Here is a 22,554-nt window from a genome sequence, read left to right as displayed (position 1 = left end):
GGATATTTTTAAAGTAGCACCTAGTTTTTACATAATAGTGTGCGAGGAAAGGAGGATAGTAGATTTATTGATTAAATAAAATACTTTGGGGGGAAGAGGATGAAAAAAAAGGATCGCCGAAAGGTATCGATTCTACTCACAATCTTTCTAATTTTACCGATGCTTATGCAGCCACAAATGAAAGTGAACGCATCAACAAATGGTGTAAGTGTGTCTGCTAAGGATTCTATGGCAACACCGAAGGAAAAAGTAAAGAGTTCGTTATACAAACAGTTTGAAAAAGATAATCAGGTAACCTTCCTCATCAAAATGAAAGAACAGGTTGATGCGGCAAATGTCGCCAAAGCTGCAGTAGAAAAAGCTACACTGCAGAAGGCAACGCCTGCAAAAACCAAATCAATGAAGCGTTCTTCCATCGTTTCAGAGTTAAAAGCAACTGCAAAAGAAACACAGTCTGAATTGCTAGCTTTTCTACAGGAACAAGAAAAAGCTGGAGCGGCAAAGGATATTCGCTCCTACTATATCGTTAATGGCATTGCGGTAACTGCGACAAAAGAAGTAATGGAAAAGGCAGCAGCATTCCAAGAGGTTGAAAAAATTCTTCCGAACGAAACAAGACAATTGTTCGTTCCAGAAAAATCAGGAACCGCGGTTCAAGAACCAGCTTCTGCTCCAACAGCGATTGAATGGAATGTTGATCGGGTAGGAGCGCCAGCGGTATGGGCAATGGGGATTGATGGCAGCGGAGTTGTGATTGGATCTATTGATACTGGGGTTCAATGGGATCATCCTGCCTTAAAAGAAAAATATCGCGGCTATAATAAGACAACAGGGCAAGTAGATAATACGTATAGTTGGTTTGACGCAGTATTAAGGCGAACTACCCCATATGATGATCAAGGACATGGTACACATACTACCGGGACAATGGTAGGATCTGAGTCAAATGGATCTAATGCAGTCGGTGTTGCACCTGGTGCGAAATTTATCTCTGCAAAGGCATTCACTGCAAATGGTGGAACAGACGCAGATATATTATCCGCCGGTGAATGGATGATGGCTCCTGGTGGAAACCCTGATATGGCACCTGATGTAATTAATAATTCATGGGGTGGTGGTCCTGGGCTTGATGAGTGGTTCCGCCCAATGGTTCAGGCATGGAGAGCAGCAGATATCTTCCCAGAATTCTCTGCTGGAAATACAAACTTAAGTAATCCTGGTGGTCCTGGATCTGTAGCTAATCCTGCTAACTACCCAGAATCTTTTGCGACTGGAGCTACCGATATCAACAACAAACTTGGCGGCTTTTCATTACTTGGACCGTCTCCATATGGGGAAATCAAGCCTGAAATTGCTGCACCTGGTGTGAATATTCGTTCTTCTGTGCCTGGAGGAGGCTATGAAGGCGGATGGAATGGTACTTCGATGGCAGGTCCACACGTTTCAGCAGCAATTGCCTTGCTCAAACAAGCAAATTCAAGTTTAACTGTCAATGATCTTGAAAGAATTTTACAAACAACTGCCATCCCTTTAACAGATAGCAAATATCCAACATCACCAAATAACGGGTATGGATCAGGCTTATTGAATGTATACGATGCTGTATCTTCTGTTATCTCAGGCCTAGGGAAACTGAAAGGCCAAGTCACAAAAAATGGAGACGACAGTGAAGCACCGGTGTTAACGCATTCCCAACCTGCCATGGTTTATTCAAGAATGCCTTTAACGTTAGAAGCTTCAGCTGCCGACAATATCAGTGTAACAGATGTAACACTACAATATCAAAAGAATGATGGCTCTTGGGAAACTATTAAAGCACAAAGAGTTAGCGGTGATTATAAAAATGGAACATACCGAGTGACAATTCCTGGTGAAGCAATTACAGGTACATCTCTCGTTTACAAATGGAAAGCAGTTGATTTCGGTGGAAACGAAACTGTAAGTGAACATACATTAACGGTTCTTCCAGGAATTACAGTTGGTTATGAGCAAAACTTTGAAAATAATCGTGACGGTTGGACTTCATACGGCGCCAATGATTCATGGCAGTGGGGTAAGCCGACGAGTGGTCCTAACAATGCCTTCTCTGGTGAAAAAGTATATGCGACAAATCTAAGTGGAAACTACGCGAATAATGCAAACTGTTCACTACAAATGCCGCCGATAGATTTACCAGCAGGAAACAGCTACCTTCAATTTAAGCAGTGGTATGAATTAGAAAGAAACTATGATTTTGGGCTTGTATATGTTTCAACAGATGGTATTAACTGGGTTCAAAAACTTCGCGTTAACAATGTGTCAAATGGCTGGGTTGACGGTGAAGTGGATTTAAGTGAATATGCAGGTCAGAGAATTTATGTTGCCTTCAATCTGAAAACAGATGGCAGCGTCACAAAGCAAGGATGGTATATAGATGATGTGAAACTCTCGAATTCACCACTAGCAACACCTCAAACAGTAGAATTGGGTAAGGAAGAGCCTACAGCCGATTCTCTTAAAAAAGAAAAGGTAAATCCGGATCAATTCACGCTCATGATGCCTGAGGTGAAAAAAGAAGCAGCCACTGAAAATGCAGCGCCAATGCTTTTACCAATGAATGCGAAAGTAACGGTTTTAGAATCCGGCCGCTCCGTAAATACCGATCCTGCAAACGGCAGTTTCGAGTTGACACATGCGACAGGAACATTTACAGCTATCGCTGAAGCATATGGGTATCAATCCCAAACCAAAACAGTCAAGATTGAACAAGATCGTGAAACATCAGCAAACTTTACTCTTCAGGAATTAGCGAAGGGTACAGTATCAGGTACCATTAAGAATCAAGCAACGGGAGAGCCTGTTGCAGGAGCTACTGTATATGTTATGGAAGATGCTGCAGTTCAGCCTGTCCAAACGGATGCAAATGGGCATTTTAACATCACTGCCTATGAAGGGGACTATACGCTGAAGGTCATTGCACCACATTATTACAGTCAAGAAGCTACAATTAAATTGAAAGGAAATATCGAGAAAAATTTTGATATTAAGCCTTTCATTGGTTATCCAGGTGAAATTGGCTATGACGATGGAACAGCAGAAAATGCACGTGCATTTTACGATGCTGGAAATGGCTGGGCTGTAAAAATGTCCTTAGCAAAAGGGAACAAAAAAGCATTGGTTAGAAGCGGCTTGTTCCGATTCTGGAATACAGAGTGGCCAGTTCCAGGGGGTACTGCCTTTAAAGTAGCAGTATATGATGCTTCTGGCCCGAACGGAGCACCAGGTAAAAAGCTGGCCGGTCCGTTTGATGCTACAGCCCTTCGTAATGGTCAATGGACTCAAGTAGATTTAAGCAGTCAAGGAATCATTGTTGAAGGCGATTTCTATATGGTCTACATCCAAACTGCAGCCAGTCCAAATGTTCCAGGTTTGGCAACAGATGAAAATGGACCAAATGCGGGTCGAAGCTGGCAGTTGGTTAGTGGTGCATGGACACAATCTCCGAAAGCAGAAGGCAACTATATGATTCGTGCCGTGGTTGATTATGAGGTAACAGCACCAACGCTCACATCCCCTGTTGATGGAACCTTTACCAATGTTGAAACAGTAACAGTAAAAGGGGAATCTTCACCAACGACAAAGGTACACATCTTCAATAATGGGAACGAAATTGCTTCCGGTGATACAAAGGATGACGGCACCTATGCTGTCGATGTGAAACTTAATAAGGGTGAGAACCAATTAACAGCGAAGGCCTCCACAGAGCAAGGGATGACGGATGCATCCGCACCAGTCAAAATCACCTTTGATAATGTTGCACCAGAGATAACGATTGATTCTCCAACAGATGGAAGTAAACAAAATACGGAGACGGTGATGGTAAAAGGAAAAGTGAAGGATGATTATTTAGATTCCGTCACTGTCAATGGGACAATAGCAAAAGTTGAAAATGGTACTTATTCAGCTAGAATTATGTTGGATCAAGGTATCAATCAAATCAACGTTGTTGCCAAAGATAAAGCAGGAAATACAACTACTAAATCGTTAAAAGTTGACGTGAAATACACGGCTCCAGAGATTACAAATCTAAAGCCAAATGTGGATAAGGAATTGAAGAAAGGCGAGAGTGTAAAGATTGAGTTTACAAGTGAGCCTGGCTTGAAAACCACTTTCCTCATTTATATGCCGCTTACACAAACGAAAGTTTTACAAGCATCAAATGTAACAGAGCTTCCAATGATGGAGGTTTCACCAGGTTATTATGTCGGCTATTATACAGCAACAAAAGACATGGTCGCTGCAGGTGCTGTCATTGAGGTGAAAGCTGTGGATTCTTATGGAAATGAAGCAAGAAAAACCGCAGACGGAAAATTGTATATCAATGTAAAGAAGAAATAAAAAAAGAGTAATAAACAAAGTTTAGAATAGTATTATTCAAAAGGAGCACTCCACCTTATGTGGCAGTGCTCCTTTTTTATGTTGGTGCCTGACACCCGATTCTTTCAAACTGAAAAGTGATCAGTGAAAGGCACTTAATATTAATATACAAACCTTTTACATTGGCTTAATGTGGAGTTTACAATGTGAAGTTATACTGAAACAGTAAACAATCAACAACAAACCAACATCAAACGGGGGAATCGTTAATGAATCGTAAATTGGGCAAGAAATCTATTAGATCAATTCAAGCTGCAGTGTTAGGTTTAAGTTTACTAGGTTTAGCTGGATGTGGGACAAAGGAAGGATCAACTGCTCAGTCCATTAGTGATCCAAATAAGTTAACAGTCGGAGAAATCGAAGCAAAAGCAAAAAAAGAAGGGGAAATCAATAGTGCTGGTATGCCTGATACATGGGCGAATTGGGGACAAACATGGGGTGATATCACCAAAAAATATAATTTGAAACATACAGATACTGATTTGTCCAGTGCCGAAGAGATTGCAAAATTTGAAGCTGAAAAAAACAATGCAACAGCTGATATCGGTGACGTGGGGATATCTTTTGCTCCAATTGCAGTACAAAAAGGATTGACTCTACCTTATAAAACGTCTCATTGGAATGATGTACCTTCATGGGCGAAAGATGATAAAGGGAATTATGTCGTTGGATACCAAGGAACGATTGCCTTTTTAACAAATAAAAACTTGGTAAAAAACCCTCCAAAATCCTGGGATGACATATTAAAGGGAAATTATAAAGTAACGATTGGCGATGTTCTGAACGGAGCACAGAATCAGATGGGTGTGCTTGCTGCAGCAATGGCCTACGGTGGTAGTGAATCAAATATTCAACCAGGGCTCAACTTTTTTGCGAAGCTTGCCAAGCAAGGACGTCTAAGTCTAACAGATGCAAAACCAGCTAATATTGAAAAAGGCGAGGTACCAGTTGCAATTGTATGGGATTTCAATGCACTAGGTTATGCTAACCAAATCAACCGTAATCAATTTGATGTATGCATTCCAAAAGAAGGTTCCGTAGTAAGTGGCTACACGACCATTATTAATAAATATGCAAAACATCCATATGCTGCAATGGCGACTAGAGAATATATCCTTAGTGACCAAGGACAAATTAACTTGGCGAGAGGGTATGCTCGTCCAATTCGTGATGATGTAAAACTTCCACAAGATGTTCAAGACAAATTAATTCCAAAAGAGGAATACAAAAATGCAAGACCTATTAAAGACCCTAAAGCTTGGGAAAAAACAGCTAAAACGTTACCACAATTATGGCAAGATGAGGTAGTAGTAAATGTCAAATAAAGTTATAGCGATTGTTGTTGATGGCATGCGATACGATAAGGGGTGTGAAGCATTAGGTTTTATTCAACACCTGGTTGAAACGAATCAAGCTGCACTATATAAAGTAAAGTCGGAGCTTCCTAGTCTTTCTCGCCCATTATATGAAGTCTTACTGACAGGTACACCTGCATCAATGAATGGAATTACGTCAAATCAAACAGTTCGACTTTCTAGCGAGAAAAGCCTCTTTCATCTTACGAAAGAAAATGGCTTAATAAATGCAACGGCATCTTATTACTGGGTAAGCGAACTTTATAATCGTGCTCCATTCCATTTTATTGAAGACCGCGAGCAGGAAAATGAGTCTATGCCAATTCAATACGGAAAGTTTTATTGGGATGATGACTATCCAGACAGTCATGTTTTGATGGATGCTGAGGCTTTACGCAGAAAGTATGATCCTCACTTTCTCTACATTCATCCTATGGGAGTGGATGTAAAGGGGGAAAATTACGGTTCGGAATCTAAGGAATATCGTGAGCAAATTTTAAAAATGGGCAGCTTATTAGCACAGCTTCTACCTATTTGGATGAAAGCTGGTTACCATATTTTAATTACCTCTGACCATGGTATGAGTGAATATGGCAATCATGGTGGTATTACGAATGGTGAACGGGACGTACCGCTTTTCATCATCAGCCCAAGAATTGAAACTGGTATTCACGAGGAAGTCGTTCCACAATTGGCTTTTGCGCCACTCGTTTGTGAACTCTTAGGTATTGAACAATCAGAAAAAATGATTGCATATCGAATCCCTGGGTTAAAAGAAACGGTCGTCCTTTAAAAATTACAGATTCTCTATTATGAAAGCTATGTTAAAACTTATTGTTGATTGGAGCGGGAAGAGGCTCGACTCCTGCGGGAGTACGGGGCAGGGGAGACCCCGCAGGCGCTAAAGCGCCGAGGAGTCTCCCCGGACCGCCCGCGGAAAGAGTGACTGGAGCGGAAATCAACAGACATGTTTAACAGATTATGAAATAGATTCGACTACTGAGGAGCTAAACTTTGTAAACTATGCTTACATGTCTTCTGTGCTTTCAGAAGAAAATTCACATGTATAGTTTGAATCGATTTAGCTTATTTAGCTAAATCGATTCAAATTAATTGCTAGCACATTATGAGGAGAGAAATATCTTGCAAAAAATAAAAAAACAAAAGCTGTTTTTATTAGCTCTTTTACTGCCATTTTTCATTCTGGTTATTGGCTTTGAAATTGGACCGTTAGTTTCCATGTTAAAAGATAGCTTCCATGCAGACGATGGAATCAAAATTTCATTGGATCAATATATAACTATATTCAAAAGTAAATTTTACTTGCAAGGAATTCAAAACAGTGTTCTTATTTCATTATTTTCTGCAATAACTTCTATCATTGTGGCAGTTGTTTTGGCTTATTCCTTTACAAAATTCTCAAAAAAAGCACAAAACCGGCTACTAATGATTGCCAATATGACTTCTAATTTTGAAGGACTTCCTCTTTCATTTTCATACATTATTTTACTCGGAAACAATGGGCTATTTACTTTACTCTTTGCCAAGCTTGGAATGAATGTGTTTGCCCACTTTAATTTATATTCCTGGACTGGATTAATTCTCGTTTACGTTTACTTTCAAATACCACTGGCAATTATGCTTCTTTATCCTTCCTTTCAGGGGATTAAACATCAATGGAAAGAAGCTGCTGCGTTATTAGGAGCTTCTAAACTGAAGTTTTGGATTCATATTGGACTACCAGTCTTGTTACCTAGTATTGTTGGTATATTCAGTATTTTGTTTGCAAATGCCATGGGGGCTTATGCAACAGCCTATGCCTTAGTCGGCAGCAACTATAATCTATTATCATTGCAAATAGCGAATCTTGTTTCCAGTGAAGTTACAATGAATCCACAGCTAGGTAGTGCCCTGGGTGTTCTATTAGCGTCAACTATGATCGTAGCAATGTGGATTAATCAGCGAATGATGCGTCGAGTTAGGAGAGATTTACGATGAAGTCTTCTATGAAATTTCATAAATCTGCAGTAGGGTTATTAATCATTTATTTGTTAATTCCGCTACTGGGTACATTTTTATTTTCCATAGCTGGTACTTGGGATCATACCATTTTACCAGAGTCTTGGACAATGAAATGGTATATTGAATTATTTCAAGATCCACGATTTTTTGCTGCCTTTCAACGAACGCTGTTTCTGATTGTTATGACAGTAGGGCTCAGTATGGTAATCATGATACCTACCATTTTTATAATAAATGTCTATTTACCTAAATTGGAAGGATTGCTTCAAACATTAGCCATGCTTCCTTATGGAATTCCCTCGATCGTTGGGGCTGTTGGGTTAATTAAGTTATATTCCAATGGACCGATTCAAATTTCCGGTACACCGTGGATTTTGATTGGTGCTTATTTTGTAACGATTTTACCATTCATGTATCAGGGGATTAGCAATAGTCTTCGGACCATAAATGTAGTAGAACTTGTTGACTCCGCCGAATTACTGGGGGCAACAAAATTTCAAGCCTTTCGAACAGTAGTATTACCCAATATTTTATCTGGTATTTTAGTATCTACTCTTTTATCGGTTGCTCTTTTATTTGGTGAGTTTTCTTTTGCTAAGCTACTTGTGGGAGGGCAGTTTGAAACTCTACAAATTTATCTTTCTAACACAATGATTAGCAGTGGCCATCTTTCAAGTGCAATTGTCATAACGTATTATTTAGTTATTATGATTTTAACATGGGTAATTTTAAAAATTACGTTTAAAAATCCAAAAAAGACCATTTCTACTAAATAAGAAATGATGTTATTCGATTGTTAAGCAGCAATATTCTAGAAAAATAACTTCTTTAGAAGGAGATAACTAATGACATATGTAACCATTGATCAAGTGACCAAAAAATATGATAATCAGGTCGTTTTAAATAATATTTCCTTAACATTACAAAAAGGTGAATTTGCTACCCTTCTCGGGCAAAGTGGATGTGGGAAAAGTACATTATTACGTTCGATTGCAGGGCTAGAAGAAGTAGATGTAGGAAATATCTTTGTTGATCAAAAGAACATTACTCACTTATCACCACGGCAGCGTGAGGTTGGAATGGTTTTTCAGGCTTATGCTCTTTTCCCAAATATGACTGTTTTTGATAACATCGCATATGGACTTAAAATGAAAAAAGAGAAAAATATTAAATCAAAAGTTCAAAACATGATTGATATGGTTGATTTAACAGGTAAGGAAGGATCCTATCCTCATCAATTGTCTGGCGGACAACAGCAGAGGGTTGCACTTGCACGTGCACTTGTGATAGAACCCAAAGTGTTACTTTTGGATGAACCATTAAGTGCGTTGGATGCAAAAATCAGAAAAAACTTACAAAAGGAATTAAAACGAATACAAAGAGAATTGGATATTACAACGATCTTTGTTACCCATGATCAAGAAGAAGCGATGACGATGTCTGATAAAATCTTTATTATGAATGAAGGAAATATTGTTCAATCTGGATCCCCTTCAGAAATTTATGTATCTCCAATCAATTCATTTGTTGCAAAATTTATCGGAAACTATAATGTTATAAATATAGATGTTTTTAATAAACTAGTTCATAGTACAGAAATGAAAGGTCAAGATGTAGCTATTCGTCCAGAGGTTTTACAATTGGTACCTGTGGGAAATGATATCCATGATCAACAAGATAAATGGACCGCTAAAGGTCTTATTAAAGATATTACTATGACAGGAAATGTTTTAAGATACGACGTTGAAGTTGATGGAACTATTTTCTATGTAGATTCTCTTCACCATCAATGGGGATTGCTAGACAAAGGCACTTCCGTTCAGATCCTAATACCAAAGAAAGAATGCATTTCTCTAAAAAATTGAATTGATTAGGTGATATTATGTCCATTTTGCCAGAGGAAAGAAAGAATGAAATATTAAATAAACTGAAAAGGGCAGGAAAGGTAACAGTCACTGACTTGGCCAAACAATTTAATATTTCAGAGGAAACCATTCGGCGCGATTTGACGATACTTGAGGAGAAGGGATCCTTAAAAAAGGTTTACGGTGGAGCAATTGCAACCATTTTTCAATTTGGTGAGCCACCGTTTTCACAGCGTACTACCGTGAATCATACAGAGAAAATCAAAATTGGTAAAAAGGCAGCAGAACTCATTTCAGATGGCGATGTTATTGTGATAGATGTAGGTACGACTACTGTTGAGTTCGCTCATTTTATCCAAAACAAAAAGAACATTACTATTCTAACAAACTCTATTCCAGTCTCAACCGTATTAACGGAATCACTCAATCAAAATAAATTTACTGGGGAGATTTTATTGCTGGGGGGACAAATCGATCCTAAACAGCAGTCTGTAAGTGGCCGCCTAACTGAGCAAATGTTAAATGAATTCAATATTGATAAGGCGTTCATTTCCGCAGGTGGTGTATCAATCCAAAACGGAGTAAGTAATTATCACTTAAATGAATCATTAGTGTCCCGCATCATGGTCGATGTGTCAAAGCAAATAATCCTATTAGCTGATCATTCAAAGTTAGGTGTTGATACATTCTGTAAAATTTGTCCATTAGAAAAAGTAGATATGATTGTCTGTGATCAACCATTTCCAGATACATGGAAGAATGATTTGAAAATATACGAAACGGAATGGATAGAAGCATTGTAAATGAAAAAGGAGACACATAACATGAGTGTAATTGCAATTGACCTTGATGGGACACTATTAAACCATCAGAATGAAATAAGTAAAGAAAATATTAGAGCCATTCAATATGCACAAGAAAATGGGATTGAAGTAGTTATTTCGACAGGCCGAGCATATTTTGATGTTAAAAATATTTGTGAAAAGGCTGGACTTTCAACCTATGTAATCGGTACAAATGGTGCAACCATTCACTCAAAAGATGACAAACGGATTGCCGCAACTACTATTGATAAAAACCGTGTCCTCTCAATCCTCCAATGGCTAGATGAAAATGATTATTACTTTGAAGTTTTTACAGATAGAGCCATTTATACTGTTAAAAAGAGATGGGATAATTTCCATAACGAGATTCAGAGTCTAAAAGGCACTAATTTAGACGAAGAAATGAAAGAATTAGTTGAAGATGCGGAAAGACAGTTTGACCAGTTTGGTTATGTTTTAGTTGATAATTACGATGAGATCCTTAAACAAGAGGAAGACTTCTATAATATATTAGTTTGTTCATTTGATAAAAAGAAATTGAAAGAAGCATGGGGACAATTCCAAAGCTTTGATGAGTTAATGGTGGTTTCATCTGCTGATCATAACATTGAAATCACAAATAAAAACGCTTCGAAAGGAATTGCGCTTGAAAAATTGGTTTCTTTGACGAACCGTTCCTTGGATCAGGCAATGGCAATCGGTGACAGCAACAATGATCTTTCAATGATGAAGAAAGTTGGCTACAGTGTTGCAATGGGTAATGCAAAGGATGAGATAAAAGAAGTTTGTACTACAACTACTCTTAAAAATAATGAGAATGGTGTAGCCCATGCTATTTACCAATATCTTGAGAATCTCGTGATTCAAAAATAATGTTGATAACCTGCTATTATAGTAGGTTTTTATCTTTTATACACTTATTGCTACAGAAGGAGAGAGCCTTTATGGCATGGATTTACATTATTTTAGCAGGCTTTTTAGAAATAGCTTGGGTTATAGGTCTTAAATATTCACACGGATTTACAGTATTAATCCCCAGTATACTAACATTGGGAATTATCATTTTTAGCTTTTTTTTATTGTCAAAAGCATTACATTCCATTCCAATAGGGACAGGATATGCCGTTTTTACGGGGTTAGGAACAGTTGGAACGATCGCTATTGGCGTGATTTTTTGGGGAGATCCCATCAATTTACTTAAAGTGTTTTTTGTTTTTTTAATGATTATCGGGATAATTGGACTAAAAATCATTCCAGAAGATAGTCATGATCCAAAAGAAGTTAAATGATTTATACAAGGAAAGGTGAAAATTTTAATGTCGTGGGTTTATCTTCTTATCGCAGGTATTGCTGAAATTGGCAGTGTCATTAGTCTTAAGCAAGCTAAGGGATTTACAAAATGGTTACCTTCCATAGCTTGTCTTTTTTTTGGAAGTTTAAGCTTTTACTTTCTTTCTCTAGCATTGAAAGTTCTCCCTATCGGGCCCGCATACGCGATATGGACGGGCATTGGTACTGTAGGAAGTGTTATAGTAGGAATGATGTTCTTTCATGAATCAAAAGATATAAAACGAATTGTTCTAATTATTTGTATTCTAATTGGAACTGTTGGTGTTAAAATAACCTCAGGTCTTTAATATCTAGGCAACTGGTGAACCCCGACTTTTCGTAAAGAAATTCGAACTTTAGAATTACGCTATCTATTCGTTGCTATGAAAAGGAGAAAAGTGATGAAAACAATTCTGATAGAAGGAAAAACAGTAGAAGATTGGAAAAAAGAATATCCTTTACTTAACGAACTAATTGCAACAAAGGAAGTATTTTGGACAAACCCTAAACATGAATTGTTTCATTCAGGAATTAAAAAAACAGCGCTCAATGAAAAAGATGTAAAAGATGCAGAAGAAAGATTAAAACGATTTGCCCCCTATATAGCCAAAGTCTTTCCTGAAACAAGAAAGTCTGATGGAATTATTGAATCTCCCATCGTTAAAATTCCTTCTATGAAACAACAATTAGAACAAATCCATGACCTCCATGTTTCTGGCGAGTTTTTATTAAAATGCGATAGTCATCTTCCTATCTCAGGTTCTATTAAAGCAAGAGGCGGTATTTATGAGGTTCTAAAAACTGCAGAACAGTTACTTATTGAACAACAAATGCTTACACTAAAAGATGATTATTCTATTATTGATGATGAGAAATTTAGAAACTTCTTATCAAAGTATTCAATTTCCGTAGGTTCGACAGGGAATTTAGGACTCAGCATCGGAATTATGAGTGCAAAAATGGGCTTTAGCGTTACGGTCCATATGTCAGCTGATGCAAAGCAATGGAAAAAAGACCTCCTTAGAAGCAAAGGGGTAAAGGTGATTGAATATAAGGAAGATTATAGTAAGGCCGTAGAAGAAGGTCGAAAGCAGGCGAATAGCCAGCCAAATTGCCACTTCATTGATGATGAAAATTCTAGCGATTTATTTTTAGGCTATACGGTTGCAGCTTCTCGGTTAAAAAAACAACTAGAAGATCTGAATATTACAGTAGATGAAGATCACCCTCTATTTGTTTACCTTCCTTGTGGAGTAGGCGGTGGCCCAGGCGGAGTAGCTTTTGGGTTAAAATTAATCTTTCAAGATCATGTCCATTGTTTCTTTGCAGAACCTACTCATTCGCCATGTATGTTACTTGGTTTAGTAACGGGATTGCATGATAAAGTTTCTGTTCAGGATTTAGGTATTGACAACCTTACAGCAGCAGATGGCCTTGCTGTGGGAAGGCCATCAAGATTTGTTGGCCAAACAATCGAGCCGTTTTTAAGCGGAAGTTATACTGTTAGTGATACTGAAATGTATAAACTGTTAAGTGCAATGATTGATACCGAAAATATTCGGCTTGAGCCTTCTGCTCTAGCGAGTGTTTTTGGTCCAATTCAGTTATTTAAAGAGCAAGAAGGAAAAGAATACTTAAAGAAACATGACTTAGAGGGCAAAATGAAAAATGCCACACACATCATGTGGGCTACAGGCGGCAGTATGGTACCAAATGAAGTGATGGAGGAATATTATAAAAAGGGATTAGAATGAAGTTGTTATAATTCCTTACAGATATAAGTACAGATCCTTTAAGAGTGACAAATAGATTTTAACCCAATGAAAAAATATATTTTTTCATACAAAAACATATTATTGCTGGACCGGACATGCAGGTGTATGTTCGGTCTTTTTAATGCTTGGTGACAGTCGATTATTTAATGTTAAAATAAGTGTAACGAATTGAAGACTCATCTGTATGGGGGAACGGTTTATGGTTGTTGTAAAATCTGTGAAAATTGATGGTGAAAGCTTACATGTATTCAAAAGCTCCATCTATATCTTTGAATCAAGTTCGGGATTTACTTTGGAATTGGATATGATCGTCAGTGAAGTGGCAGTAAAAAAATATCGAAATGAGGAAACATTAATTCTTGAGATAGAATTAGAAGATGGTAGAATTATAAATTCAATTATGTATTTAAAAATCCTTCCAGGAGGATTGCCACAGCTAAATTTATTTTGTGAACTCGATGATGTTCAAGAGTATGGAGATTTCGAGAAAATAAACGAATATGATGCATGGTTTCCCAATATAGAAAATGGGATCACATTAGAAGAAATTAGGAAAGTGGAAATGCCTAATGAAGATGTTAGTTTAAAATTGAAACTCCCCATTGACCAAGCCGAATGGTTAAAAAATCAAAAAAAGGGAAATTTGAATGAAATATTCAAAGAATTGATTTATGATTATTGGAAAAAACAAGAATCTAAGTGATTTTGGTGCTTTTTCCTAACTTTAAAAAGAGATTGTCATGTAGATATTTTAAAAAAATATACTTTGAAAGCATCGAAATCATTCGGTGCTTTTTTTTAGGCTATGTTAAAGCTTATTGTTGATTTTACCACTATGTTGATTGGAGCGGAAGGCGCTCGACTCCTGCGGGAGTACGGGGCAGGGGAGACCCCGCAGGCGCTTAAGCGCCGAGGAGGCTCCCCGGAACGCCCGCGGAAAGCGAACGCCTGGAGCGGAAATCAACAGGCAAGTTTAAAAGAGCCTTTTTTAAAAATTAAATCACCCATAAAAATGTTATGTAAACAAAATTTGAAAAACAAAAAAATAAGAATGGGTGAACATGAAACATATCAGTCATTAAGAACGTATAAATTGTAATTACCAATGTTGAAAAAGGGGGGGTTAGGTGCAAAAGAAGGTTGAAAAAAAGTTATTAAAATTATTTACAGGTGAATTGTCTGCCACTATTATTTTTGCATTAGTGTGGATTGAATTTCTCCAACTTTATAGATGGACAGTCCCCTATTTAACTTCATTTTCATCTTTATATGCATTTGCTTTATTAGAATTTATCTTGCTTCAAGGTAGTTATTATTGGTTTCTTAAGTTGAAACAAACCAAACGAAAAGATTACTCTCATTTGCCTTATCGTCAACTGAAAATCTTTGCAGTGTTTAGAGGTTTTAACCTTTTCTTAATAGGGATCGGGATAATCATTATGATATATCAATTAGTAGTTTTTCCAATTGAGTTTTTTTGGTTTGTATTTCTTTACTTTTTCGCAATAATTGAATATATCAATTACTACCACATTCGACTCTCTTATCAAAGCATAGATGAAATTAAAGAATTAATTCGTCAAAAAGAACTTCGGAGTTCAAAATTAGCAAAAGAATTGAAAACCTTTAACAACTCGCAAAAAAATAATAATGTATAAAAAACTTCTTTCACTGGAAGTTTTTTTTATTTAAAACTCAACTTTCGTAGAGTGAAATTAAATAATAATCACAGAAATACTAAAAATTTGGGGGAATTTTTTATTGATAGAACTTACATTTTTACTAGCAAAATTTTAGCGTATCTTTACTAAATTTATAATAATTTATCAGAAAATGTCTTTTTGTATATGAAAAATGGTCATTTTTTACTAGTGTTCACTAGGTTAATTCAGACAGAATTTCCCCAATTTACTATAGTATGTAAACGCGTTTAAAATATCTTTGTGGAGGTTGTATTAAATTCAATAAGGGGGAAGTTTGAATTTGAAAAATTATAAGAAATTGCCATTCAAAGTACTAACAGTCACTGCTTTATCTGCGATGCTATTAACAGGAGGATACGTTTCAGCGGAAACGACGGATGACCAGTCCAACAATGAACTTGCCATTCAGAATATTTTAGGTCAGGGTCATCAAATCTTTATGCAGGGACAAAATCAAGCTGAGCAGGATAATAATGATCCATACAATTATAGTAATTTTAAAAAATCTAAAGATAATCAATTTTCTCCAGATGAAAATGTAAGGGTTATCATCGAGGTAGATCAGCCGACTGATTCTATTAATCCATCAACGACAAAAGATAAGAAAGAAAAATATGATCAAATTCAAGATCGAGTCATCACGAAATTACCAAAAGAACAATCGAAAGACAAAAAATCTTTATCTGAACCAACGGTGCGACACCGTTTCTATGAAGGATTTAATGGTTTTAGCTTAGAGACTCAGTATAAGAACTTGGAAGAGATACAAAAAGTTGAAGGAGTAAAAAGTGTTCATATTGCGAGAACGTTCCAAAAGGCTGCCGATGAAAGTAAGGGGCTGGTACAAGCACAAAAGGTTTGGGAGTCTCTCGGCTATCAAGGTGAAGGCATGTTGATTGGTGTTGTGGACTCGGGAATCGATTATAAACACAAAGATATGACGCTGACAGATAAAGGGAAGCAAATGGAAAAGCTAACTCCAAATAATATCCAAGACAAATTAGCACAAACACCGCAAAATGATGTTTGGTATAGTGACAAAGTGCCAACTGGATATGACTGGGCAGATAACGATAATGATGTCTATCCGAAAAGTGAACCCCACGGCATGCATGTTTCAGGAATCATTGGTGCTAACGGAAATGAAGCAGACGATGGTGTAAAAGGAATTGCGCCAGGTGCACAATTATTAGCTGAAAAAGTGTTTTCAGATAAAGGCGGCGGTGCTAAGGAAGATGATATTATTGCCGGTATCCAGCATTCGATGCAAATGGGTGCTGATGTTATTAATATGAGTTTAGGATCGGATGCGGGCCCAGTAAGCGAAGTAGATGATCCGGTTCAAAAGACCATTCGTGAAGCCACTGAAAAAGGAATATTAGTAGTCGTTGCAGGCGGGAATGCCGCTTACAGCACCAAAAACCATTTACTAAAAAGTTCGCTTGAGCCTTATGCCCAGAATCCGGATGTCGGAGATGTAGGTTCACCGGGTGTAAGTCCATTTGCCCTGCAAGTAGCATCCTATGAAAATAATTCGATTCAAATGAACACCCTTCATCTTTCAACTGGAACAGAAATGCCGTATCAGGACCAAACATATTCCGGTTTCGTACTTGCAAATAAACTTGATCCGTCTAAAGAGTATGAAGTAGTTTATGGCGTAGAAGGAAAAGATACGGACATTAAAAATATTGATTGTATCGGAAAAATTGTCATTGTACAACCTAAAACCACTTATAGCTCTTATTCTTATGCTCAATTTTCTGCACAAAGAAAAGGGGCCGTTGCAACGATTTTGGTACCACCTCCACAAATGGCTGATTATCCGCAATTGTATTTTAGTCCGCTCTCAATACCTGCAATTACGGTTAGTAAGGATGGTGGACAAGCATTGATCAATCAGCTGCAAAACGGTCAAAAGATAACAATGAAGCTTTCAAATGGGACATGGATTGATAATCCTCTAAAAAACCAAATGTCCAACTTTTCTTCTATGGGTACACCAACTACACTAGATTTCAAACCGGAAATTTCTGGAGTAGGCGGAAATATTTACTCTACCATACCTAATAACAAATACCAAGTCATGAGTGGAACATCAATGGCCACTCCTCAGGTTGCCGGTGGAGCTGCACTTGTACTGCAATCTCTTTATAGCAAAGGCTTACCGAAAACAGAAGATACAGTCCTAAAGGCCAAAATCGCGTTAATGAACACATCAAGTATCGTAAGTGACCCTAGAGCAAATAATAGTGTGCCATATTCTCCTCGTGTTCAAGGCGCTGGATTGATGCAAGTTGCAAATGCCATTAATACACCTGTTTTAGTGACTAACAAACGAGCGCCACTTGAACAAGCTGGCTCAGTTGCATTGAAAGATATTAAGGAAAATAATTTTAATTTTAAACTAGAAATGGAAGCTTTAGATGGAAAAGATGTTCCAGATAATATGGAATACAAAGTCGTTGTTGATGTTTTGACAGACGAAACAGAACATAAAGAATATGATCTCAATGCCGATGGAAGCAATCACCGCTCAGAAGATTATTTAACGATGAAAAGTACGCGTATCGAGGGAGCGGATGTCCATGTCAATGGAGGTCAAACGATTCAAATTTCTAAAGGTAAAAAGAAAGAATTAAGCATTGATATTAAACTACCGAAAAATATGAAAAAGAACACTTTCGTGGAAGGTTTTGTTCGTTTTATCCCAACCGCCAACAACAATAGTGATAAAGTTGTACCGTTAAGCATGCCTTACATGGGCTTCTACGGAAATTGGGTTGAACCGCAAAACTTAGATCCAGCCGCTTGGGACAAAGATGCTTTCTTAGGCTATACAGCTCTTTGGGATGATATCGCAGATTTACCGTTAGGTTATAATGCTCAAACAAATTCCTTTAATGTAGACCAAATTGCCGTTTCTCCACTTTCAGGAGCACATGGTGCTTATGCTTCGTTTACAGCTTTACGTAATCTATCAAAAGCAGAAATGTATATTGAAGACAAAGCTGGCAATATAGTTAACTATCTAGGAGACTTTAGTGAATTTACTGGATCTCCGTATAAGTTTCATAAGAATATTATGTCCGTCGGAAACTACTACTATAACATTGATTTAGATAACTATTACTGGAAAGGAAAAGATCAAAACGGTCAAGTCGTGAAAGATGGCGATTACAACTATGTAATACGTACGACTCTCGATTCTAACAACGCTGCACCTCAAACGGTAAAATTGCCAATTAAATTAGATTCAGTCGCCCCAACAGTATCTGATATTCAAGTACAGCCAACAACAGACGGAAAATATCAAATCACTTTTAATGCAAATGATAATCAAGGTGGCTGCGGTTACTATGAAAGTGTCGTATATGTTGACGGTCAATATACACTTCTTAAACCAGGAGCTACATCTCTCACTGTAAAAAAAGAACCAAAAAGCATTGTCGTCATGGCTGAAGATCATGCTTATAATGAGGGATTCACTGTTTGGGGAGACACATCATATATTAATCCAAGTATCCTAGTTTCCTATTTCCAAGTACAGAACAATAAAAATGTAAATGCAATAAACCCAGCTCATATTTATGGCTTTGCAAGCAATAAATTAAACTGGAAGATTTATATTAAAGATAGCAATGGAAATACAGTGTTCACAAAAACTATTGAAACTACAGATCAGGTTCGTTTGGACTGGGCTCCATCAGACGATATTCCAAATGGAACGTATACGGTATATGCAGATGCTGAAAACGTCCAAGGATTTAAAGTGACGGCAACAGCAAGTAATAAAGTAACTGTAGTACACTAATAGATAAAAAGCCGTTTCCTCTAGAAATGGGGATAACGGCTTTTTGCCTTTCTCAGCCATAAAAACAGAATAGACGAATTCTCTCCAATTTTATCCTTTTTGGTGCAGCGCTTGCGCTGCATGAATGGCTAATGGGCAGTTATGTAAAAAACCGACGTAATTTTTGTATTGAGTGAATGATTTTAGGTGTGGTAAAATTTGTAATAAAAGATCATTAGGAGGATGGAAGAGTGTCAAATGAAAATGGCTTTCCTATGGTAAGAATTCCAGGGGGAGAAATAGAATTAAGAGACGATAGAATAAAAAGCAAATGGAAAGCTGATATAAGACCGTTTCTTCTTGCTCAGTATCCTGTAACTATGGGTCTTTACTATGCTATTACAAATAAATCACCTAATTCTTTTGACGGAGATCTAAAACCGGTTGTGAATATTTCTTGGAATGAAGCCATTTCATTTTGTAATCTACTTTCACAGAAAGCTGGACTGAGAGAGTGTTATTTTATAAGTAATGATGGTGAAAACATTATTTGTGAATGGGAATCAGAAGGCTATCGACTTCCTTCTGAAGCAGAGTGGCAATATGCATGTAAAGCAGGGACTACTGGTTATAGATATGGAGAGCTTGATAAGATTGCCTGGTATAATGAAAATTCTGGAGGCAAAATCCATGAAGTAGGGAAAAAGGAACCGAATGCATGGGGTCTTTATGATATGTTAGGGAATGTTTGGGAGTGGTGTTGGGATTTATATGATGAACAAGTGTATGGCTCCTATCGAATTTTTCGAGGAGGTAGTTGGGCTGAAGAGGCCAGGGGCTGTGGGGCTTCGTGTCGTCGTCGTAGCCATCCGTCATTTTCGATAGACGACCTAGGGTTCCGTCTTGCCCAGTCTTTTTAACTACAAAACCAATATAAAAAGCCCAATTTCTCAGTAAAATTGAGAAATGGGGCTTTTTTCATTACTCCAAAAACTCACCCTTAAGTTCTATAAAAAAAGATAGTTATTCACTCTTTTCCATGACTGCAAAATAATTATTTTCACTATCAGCAAAGTTAAATACTCTTCCAGAAGGAATATTTACAATTTCTCCGACTGTGATATTTTTATTTGATAAGTCGCTATGTAATTGATCGAGATTTTCCGAGAAAAACATTAAAGAAGGTGTACCAAGATTTAATTCAGGCGACATTTTAGCAACAAATTCCTTATTGTGTAGAATGATACTTGTTGCTGCATCCTTATTTGGAGCAATTTCAATCCATCTAAATCCCTGACCGTTATCTTCTTCAGAAATTACACTAAATCCTACTTTTTCTGTCCAAAAATTAACTGCCTCATCTTGGTTATTTACATACAACATAATTTGACCAACTTTATTAATCATTAATTTCCCTCCTAAATGTTTTGGTGTTCTAATTAATTTCTACAATCACTTCGAGTAATCCTTTTTTAAAAAGTATCCTTAGATTCTTTAAGACGATTAAGAATTCCTTTAGGTTGTTAAAATCGGGGTAATCGCCATAGAAATAACATTGAAAATCCGCATTTTCGTGACGCTACCCCGGGTAGAGTCAAAAGATAATAATATTATACCCTTGTAACTTTCCAAATCACATATTCAGATTGAAGTAGTCCATATTCCAGGAGGGACGGGCTAATTTTGTACTGTGACGTCAATTAATACAATTTCCTCTAAATACTGCAGCGTCTCTTTGAGAATGTTTTCAAGTTCACCTAGGTTACTTGCTCGTATACCTTTAATACCAAAGCTCTCTGCTAGTTGGACAAAATCAGGGTTCTGAAAGGTTACTCCGTAGCTTTTTCCAAACTTTTTGTTCATTTGCTGTACTTCAAGTTTTAACATCGAATCATTTAAAACAATAATAATGAACGAGAGTCCTAGGCGTTTGGCAGTCTCTATTTCAGCAAAATTCATGAGGGCGCCACCATCGCCCGTAATACAAATAACCGTGTCATGTGGACAAGCTAATTTCGCTCCGATTGTGCCTGGAATGGCGATTCCCATTGTAGCGAGTCCATTTGAAATTATTAGACGGTTTGGCATTTTCGGCTGATAGGTGCGGGCTATAGATACCTTATGTGCCCCGACATCTGAAATCACAATCGTGTTCTCTGAAAAGTAATTTTCAATATAGTGCAAAACATTCTCTATCGTTAAGGTCTGTGAATTAGGTTTTTTTATTTGATATGCTGTCTTAATTTTTTCTTGAAGGTTCCCTGAAGGTATCCATGATTTAGCTGGGATCTCCGATTGATTCAACAAATGAAGTGTCTTCTTTATGTTTCCGACCAGTTCCACCTCAACAGGATAATATTCATTTGTTTCTGTCGGTAAAGCATCAATATGTAATACCGGAGTTTTTTTCTTATTCCAATCCTTTGGAAGCTTTTCAACAAAGTCGAAACCGATGACAATAAGCAGGTCGGCTTCCTCTATCCCTGAAAGAACCTCATCGTTTTCATTAAATCCAAATGTAAAAAAATTAAGAGGGTGATATTTAGGTAGTGCACCTTTGGCCTTAAAGCTGTGAGTAACAGGGGATTGAAGAGTCTCGGCAAAGGTCAGAAGCTCCTGGAATGCATCCTGCCTGATCACACCGTTTCCAATGACAACAAACGGTTTTATGCATTTTTGTAAAAGGGTAATAGCATCCTTAATTGTATCTTGAGAAGGGACGCTTTCAGGTAAGGGTGTAACAGGCAGCGGCTTATCGGGAATCGTTTGAGCGGCAAAGTTCTCTGGTAAGATGATCGCAACCGAACCCGTTTTTTCCATTTTTGTTATTCGAAAGGCTTTTCGAATAACGGCTGGTACGGTCATAGCATCCTTAATTTGCGTGCTCCACTTTGTTACGGGCTCAAATACTTTAACAAGATCAATATATTGGTGTGATTCTTTATGATGCCGTTCCACACCTGCTTGTCCCATTATTGCCACCACAGGTGAATGATCAAGCTGTGCACTCGAAATACCCGTTAATAAGTTGGTAGCTCCAGGGCCCAGTGTTGAAAAACAAACGCCCACTTTTTTTGACAATCTACCATAAACATCGGCCATAAAAGCAGCACCTTGCTCATGCCTGACATTCACAAACTGAATTTGCTTTGACCTCGATAACGAATCAGCAAGGTCAATCGTCTCCTTGCCGACAATTCCAAACACATATTCCACACCTTCGTTTTCTAAACAATGTACAAGTACATCCGTAACCTTCATTTGTCTTCCTCCAGTATCTTTATTTCATACTCCTAGTTTTATCTAAATTAAGAGTAATCATAAGTGCTGGTGCCTGACACCAATTTAGGGGATTTGGACCACTATTATCTATTAAAGGAAATTATAGTTAATTCGAACTAGTTCTAAAGTCAGAAAAAAGTAAATATTAAATTTACTCTCTATTAATATTGGCTTTATATAGAAGATTTAT

At 37.4% G+C, this 22,554-nt stretch carries 18 protein-coding genes; 16 read left to right on the top strand and 2 right to left on the bottom strand.

Annotated elements, in window-relative coordinates:
• The first annotated feature begins 99 nt into the window (after window positions 1–99).
• The 16 genes from BN1082_RS24650 (at window position 100) to BN1082_RS24575 (ending at window position 20,002) form a co-directional block, all read left to right on the top strand.
• Window positions 100–4,377 (top strand): S8 family peptidase, encoded by a 4,278-nt coding sequence (locus BN1082_RS24650; protein WP_090639563.1) that lies wholly within the window; start codon window positions 100–102, stop codon window positions 4,375–4,377.
• Between the two features lie 248 nt (window positions 4,378–4,625).
• Window positions 4,626–5,741 carry an ABC transporter substrate-binding protein gene (locus BN1082_RS24645; protein ID WP_090639560.1) on the top strand — a complete coding sequence of 372 codons (1,116 nt, stop codon included), beginning with the start codon at window positions 4,626–4,628 and terminating at the stop codon, window positions 5,739–5,741.
• A complete protein-coding gene (locus BN1082_RS24640) occupies window positions 5,731–6,564 on the top strand; it encodes an alkaline phosphatase family protein (protein WP_090639558.1) in 834 nt (277 codons plus the stop codon). The genes BN1082_RS24645 and BN1082_RS24640 overlap by 11 nt, the downstream gene beginning before the upstream one ends.
• Window positions 6,565–6,914: 350 nt before the next feature.
• The gene (locus tag BN1082_RS24635) at window positions 6,915–7,769 is read left to right on the top strand and encodes an ABC transporter permease (RefSeq protein WP_090639555.1); all 855 of its coding nucleotides are present in this window, start codon (window positions 6,915–6,917) and stop codon (window positions 7,767–7,769) included.
• On the top strand, window positions 7,766–8,569 hold the full coding sequence (locus BN1082_RS24630) for an ABC transporter permease (protein WP_090639553.1): 804 nt from the start codon (window positions 7,766–7,768) through the stop codon (window positions 8,567–8,569). The genes BN1082_RS24635 and BN1082_RS24630 overlap by 4 nt, the downstream gene beginning before the upstream one ends.
• A 69-nt stretch (window positions 8,570–8,638) precedes the next feature.
• Entirely contained in the window at window positions 8,639–9,658 is a 1,020-nt protein-coding gene (locus BN1082_RS24625; RefSeq protein WP_090639550.1) for an ABC transporter ATP-binding protein, read from the top strand.
• 17 nt (window positions 9,659–9,675) lie between these two features.
• Window positions 9,676–10,461, top strand: a complete 786-nt coding sequence (locus BN1082_RS24620) for a DeoR/GlpR family DNA-binding transcription regulator (RefSeq protein ID WP_090639548.1) — start codon at window positions 9,676–9,678, stop codon at window positions 10,459–10,461.
• A 21-nt stretch (window positions 10,462–10,482) separates the two neighbouring features.
• Window positions 10,483–11,355, top strand: coding sequence for a Cof-type HAD-IIB family hydrolase (locus tag BN1082_RS24615; RefSeq protein WP_090639546.1), 873 nt, complete (start codon window positions 10,483–10,485; stop codon window positions 11,353–11,355).
• Between the two features lie 71 nt (window positions 11,356–11,426).
• The gene (locus BN1082_RS24610) at window positions 11,427–11,771 is read left to right on the top strand and encodes a DMT family transporter (protein ID WP_090639544.1); all 345 of its coding nucleotides are present in this window, start codon (window positions 11,427–11,429) and stop codon (window positions 11,769–11,771) included.
• A gap of 27 nt (window positions 11,772–11,798) precedes the next feature.
• Window positions 11,799–12,119: a DMT family transporter gene (locus tag BN1082_RS24605; RefSeq protein ID WP_090639542.1), complete on the top strand. Its 321-nt coding sequence runs from the start codon at window positions 11,799–11,801 to the stop codon at window positions 12,117–12,119.
• Between the two features lie 93 nt (window positions 12,120–12,212).
• Window positions 12,213–13,565, top strand: coding sequence for a D-serine ammonia-lyase (locus BN1082_RS24600; RefSeq protein WP_090639539.1), 1,353 nt, complete (start codon window positions 12,213–12,215; stop codon window positions 13,563–13,565).
• A 220-nt stretch (window positions 13,566–13,785) separates the two neighbouring features.
• Window positions 13,786–14,289, top strand: coding sequence for a hypothetical protein (locus BN1082_RS24595; protein ID WP_090639537.1), 504 nt, complete (start codon window positions 13,786–13,788; stop codon window positions 14,287–14,289).
• 102 nt (window positions 14,290–14,391) lie between these two features.
• Window positions 14,392–14,685, top strand: a complete 294-nt coding sequence (locus BN1082_RS24590) for a hypothetical protein (protein WP_090639534.1) — start codon at window positions 14,392–14,394, stop codon at window positions 14,683–14,685.
• A gap of 28 nt (window positions 14,686–14,713) precedes the next feature.
• Window positions 14,714–15,244, top strand: a complete 531-nt coding sequence (locus BN1082_RS24585) for a hypothetical protein (protein ID WP_090639531.1) — start codon at window positions 14,714–14,716, stop codon at window positions 15,242–15,244.
• 325 nt (window positions 15,245–15,569) lie between these two features.
• Window positions 15,570–19,103, top strand: coding sequence for a S8 family serine peptidase (locus BN1082_RS28640; RefSeq protein WP_090639529.1), 3,534 nt, complete (start codon window positions 15,570–15,572; stop codon window positions 19,101–19,103).
• Window positions 19,104–19,357: 254 nt separating this feature from the next.
• Window positions 19,358–20,002 carry a formylglycine-generating enzyme family protein gene (locus tag BN1082_RS24575; RefSeq protein WP_090639834.1) on the top strand — a complete coding sequence of 215 codons (645 nt, stop codon included), beginning with the start codon at window positions 19,358–19,360 and terminating at the stop codon, window positions 20,000–20,002.
• Between the two features lie 103 nt (window positions 20,003–20,105).
• Here the strand turns inward: BN1082_RS24575 and BN1082_RS24570 are convergent, their stop codons facing one another.
• Both BN1082_RS24570 and BN1082_RS24565 read right to left on the bottom strand, forming a co-directional pair.
• Window positions 20,106–20,489 (bottom strand): VOC family protein, encoded by a 384-nt coding sequence (locus BN1082_RS24570; protein ID WP_090639527.1) that lies wholly within the window; start codon window positions 20,487–20,489, stop codon window positions 20,106–20,108.
• Window positions 20,490–20,759: 270 nt separating this feature from the next.
• Window positions 20,760–22,343 (bottom strand): acetolactate synthase large subunit, encoded by a 1,584-nt coding sequence (locus BN1082_RS24565; RefSeq protein WP_090639525.1) that lies wholly within the window; start codon window positions 22,341–22,343, stop codon window positions 20,760–20,762.
• Window positions 22,344–22,554 lie beyond the last annotated feature (211 nt).

It is taken from the genome of Neobacillus massiliamazoniensis (genome assembly GCF_001048695.1).
In the GTDB taxonomy this organism is placed as follows: domain Bacteria; phylum Bacillota; class Bacilli; order Bacillales; family Cytobacillaceae; genus Neobacillus; species Neobacillus massiliamazoniensis.
Note: the sequence above shows the minus strand (reverse complement) of the source record. Positions and strands in the feature narration are given on the sequence as shown.

Bases quoted from the DNA above. Each gene is read 5' to 3' on its own strand.
- BN1082_RS24625 (WP_090639550.1), top strand. From the start codon at position 8,639: ATGACATATGTAACCATTGATCAAGTGACCAAAAAATATGATAATCAG.
- BN1082_RS24570 (WP_090639527.1), bottom strand. From the start codon at position 20,489: ATGATTAATAAAGTTGGTCAAATTATGTTGTATGTAAATAACCAAGAT.
- BN1082_RS24630 (WP_090639553.1), top strand. From the start codon at position 7,766: ATGAAGTCTTCTATGAAATTTCATAAATCTGCAGTAGGGTTATTAATC.
- BN1082_RS24595 (WP_090639537.1), top strand. From the start codon at position 13,786: ATGGTTGTTGTAAAATCTGTGAAAATTGATGGTGAAAGCTTACATGTA.
- BN1082_RS24620 (WP_090639548.1), top strand. From the start codon at position 9,676: ATGTCCATTTTGCCAGAGGAAAGAAAGAATGAAATATTAAATAAACTG.
- BN1082_RS24645 (WP_090639560.1), top strand. From the start codon at position 4,626: ATGAATCGTAAATTGGGCAAGAAATCTATTAGATCAATTCAAGCTGCA.
- BN1082_RS24575 (WP_090639834.1), top strand. From the start codon at position 19,358: ATGGTAAGAATTCCAGGGGGAGAAATAGAATTAAGAGACGATAGAATA.
- BN1082_RS24605 (WP_090639542.1), top strand. From the start codon at position 11,799: ATGTCGTGGGTTTATCTTCTTATCGCAGGTATTGCTGAAATTGGCAGT.
- BN1082_RS24610 (WP_090639544.1), top strand. From the start codon at position 11,427: ATGGCATGGATTTACATTATTTTAGCAGGCTTTTTAGAAATAGCTTGG.
- BN1082_RS24640 (WP_090639558.1), top strand. From the start codon at position 5,731: ATGTCAAATAAAGTTATAGCGATTGTTGTTGATGGCATGCGATACGAT.
- BN1082_RS24615 (WP_090639546.1), top strand. From the start codon at position 10,483: ATGAGTGTAATTGCAATTGACCTTGATGGGACACTATTAAACCATCAG.
- BN1082_RS24600 (WP_090639539.1), top strand. From the start codon at position 12,213: ATGAAAACAATTCTGATAGAAGGAAAAACAGTAGAAGATTGGAAAAAA.
- BN1082_RS24590 (WP_090639534.1), top strand. From the start codon at position 14,392: ATGTTAAAGCTTATTGTTGATTTTACCACTATGTTGATTGGAGCGGAA.
- BN1082_RS24650 (WP_090639563.1), top strand. From the start codon at position 100: ATGAAAAAAAAGGATCGCCGAAAGGTATCGATTCTACTCACAATCTTT.
- BN1082_RS24565 (WP_090639525.1), bottom strand. From the start codon at position 22,343: ATGAAGGTTACGGATGTACTTGTACATTGTTTAGAAAACGAAGGTGTG.